This window comes from Paenibacillus forsythiae T98, from assembly GCF_000520735.1.
In the GTDB taxonomy this organism is placed as follows: domain Bacteria; phylum Bacillota; class Bacilli; order Paenibacillales; family Paenibacillaceae; genus Paenibacillus_AQ; species Paenibacillus_AQ forsythiae.
This window is the reverse complement of sequence record NZ_ASSC01000563.1, coordinates 1-2,263: the sequence shown is the minus strand read 5'-3', so window position 1 is coordinate 2,263 and position 2,263 is coordinate 1. Positions and strand designations below refer to the sequence as shown.

Sequence of the window (2,263 nt, the reverse complement as noted above, 5' to 3'; positions counted from 1 at the left end):
GCGGCCCGCCTGCACTCATTGCCACGGCTATCGCCCCCGTCCCGGAACGCATGCCGGAGCTGCTGCTGGCGTCCATGGTGCTGGGCGGCCGTCTGCCGATGGTCAAGGACCCGATGGGCGGCCACCGGATTCCGGCGGAGGCCGAGTTCGCCATCCGCGGACTGGTTCCGCCGCATGAGCGCAGGCCGGAAGGCCCGTTCGGGGACCACTACGGCTACTACTCGCTGAAGCATGACTTTCCGGTCATGCATGTGCAGCGTATGTGGCACCGCAAGGACGCCATTTATCCGGCGACCATTGTCGGCAAGCCCAGGCAGGAGGACTACTACCTTGGCGACTTCCTCCAGCGGCTGCTCTCCCCGGCGTATCCGCTTGTGATGCCGTCCGTTCGCTCTCTGTGGGCGTACTCGGAATCAGGCTCCCATACGCTGGCATCCGCCGTCGTGCGGGAGAGCTATTCGCGCGAAGCGCTGGTATCGGCCTTCCGCATTCTGGGCGAAGGGCAGCTGTCCCTGACCAAGTTCCTGATCCTTACGAACGAGCCGGTGGACCTGTCCGATTTCCCGGCGCTGCTGGAAACGGTGCTGGAGCGGTTCGATCCGGCGGTCGATCTGTTTATTTTCAACAAAACATCGCATGATACGCTCGACTACACCGGCCAGCGAATGAACCACGGCAGCAAGGGCGTCCTGATGGGCATCGGCGGCAAAATCCGCGAGCTTCCGCGAAGCTACGAGGAAGGCATTCTTCCGGGCATTCATGCGGCGCTGCCTTACTGCGGCGGCTGTCTCGTCGTTTCGGGCGCTGCCTATACGGAAGATCCGGAGCTGCCGCAGCGCCTGGTGAGCGCCCTTCGGGAGAGCAACACCTCCTGGCCTTTGGTTATTCTGGTCGACAATGCTACCGAAACGGTGAAGACGCAGACTTCTTTCCTGTGGACGGTATTTACCCGCTTCAACCCGGCGACCGATATTTTTGCCGAAGCTGCGGTGAAGAATCATCATATCGGCTACGAGCTTCCCATCGTTATCGATGCCCGGATGAAGCCGGGATATCCGGACGAGCTGTTCCCAAGGGAGGACATCGTGGAACGGGTCGACCGCAACTGGAAGAACTATTTCCCTACGGGCATTGTGAATTAAATATACGTTAGCGCTGAGCGCGTAAGAGGAGGACGGGTTATGCTGCGGACTATACTGGGGGAGCCTCCCCGCGAGAACAGCGGAGTGCTGGCGGACGCCGTGGAACAAATGGCCCTCACCGTATCGATGCTGCGCAGGGAAATGAATGCCGACGAAGACCGGGACCATGAATACCGGAAGCTGGAGATCTGGATTCGCGGGCTGATTTCTTCGCTTGACGAGCTGGAGCAGAGTTTGTTCGCCGCAGCCTTTTTTCGCAAATCGGTGAAGGCGGGCTATATGGACGAGATGTCCGTCAGCGAACAGGGGGACTATGCGCGTTACGTTTATTTTTACAAGAACGGCTTCATTCGCGTCTTCTCCCTGCTGGACAAGCTTGGCACAGTGCTGAACACGCTGTACGATCTGAACACTTCAAGGGTAAAAGCTCATTTTTCCTATTTTACTGTGCTGCGGCGTTTTCGCTCTACCAAGAGGCACAGGGAGCTGTCCGGCAGGCTGGAGGAGATCAAAGATTCGTACCGCGACCCGCTGCAGAAGCTGCGAAGCCGCCGCAACGCCGAAATCCATTACATGAACTCCGAGATGCAGGACGATCTGTGGCAGCGGCATCAAGGTCTGCATGATAAAATCCGGCTTGAGGACCTCGACGAGCACCTGGAGGATCTGCGCCAGGGTCTGGAAATGGTCTGCAAAACTTTGGTTGAAGTGTTCCGCTACAGCAATGAACAGCCCGGCCGGAGTCTCCAAAATCGGCCTGACATGGGTTCAGGCGCTGGCTTTCAGCAGCAGTAACAGGGAGGAAGCGGAGGAAATACCAAGGCTCCATCAGCCCGGCATTCTGCCCGCTATTGAAACAAATCCCGCACAGTCCGTTTCGGGCCGTGCGGGATTTTGTTATGTGCGCAGTTGCGTCATTGAGCGCAGTTACGTCATATCAGGTTGTAGTGATATATAAAATTTTATATAATATCGGTTAGGTCAGGGATTGAACAGAACCCATCCCGGCCATTTGCCTAAGCAAATAACCGGGATGGGTGTGCGCGATCATTAGAATACTTGAACGACTTCCTCAACACCTTCAACCTCTTCGACGAGCGCGCGTTCGATCCCGGCTTTCA

At 57.4% G+C, this 2,263-nt stretch carries 2 protein-coding genes and 1 pseudogene; 2 read left to right on the top strand and 1 reads right to left on the bottom strand.

The window, feature by feature from the left end:
• Together L692_RS0117615 and L692_RS0117610 are read left to right on the top strand one after the other, a co-directional pair.
• Positions 1-1,142: UbiD family decarboxylase domain-containing protein (locus tag L692_RS0117615; RefSeq protein WP_025701416.1), on the top strand; the 1,142-nt coding region annotated here is incomplete at its 5' end.
• Positions 1,143-1,181: 39 nt separating this feature from the next.
• Positions 1,182-1,937 (top strand): Cthe_2314 family HEPN domain-containing protein, encoded by a 756-nt coding sequence (locus tag L692_RS0117610; RefSeq protein ID WP_025701415.1) that lies wholly within the window; start codon positions 1,182-1,184, stop codon positions 1,935-1,937.
• A 255-nt stretch (positions 1,938-2,192) separates the two neighbouring features.
• Here the strand turns inward: L692_RS0117610 and L692_RS31945 are convergent.
• Positions 2,193-2,263, bottom strand: a pseudogene (locus L692_RS31945) (NifU family protein); the annotation flags it as partial.

Excerpts from the sequence above, each read along its gene's own strand:
- L692_RS0117610 (WP_025701415.1), top strand. The coding sequence starts at position 1,182 with ATGCTGCGGACTATACTGGGGGAGCCTCCCCGCGAGAACAGCGGAGTG.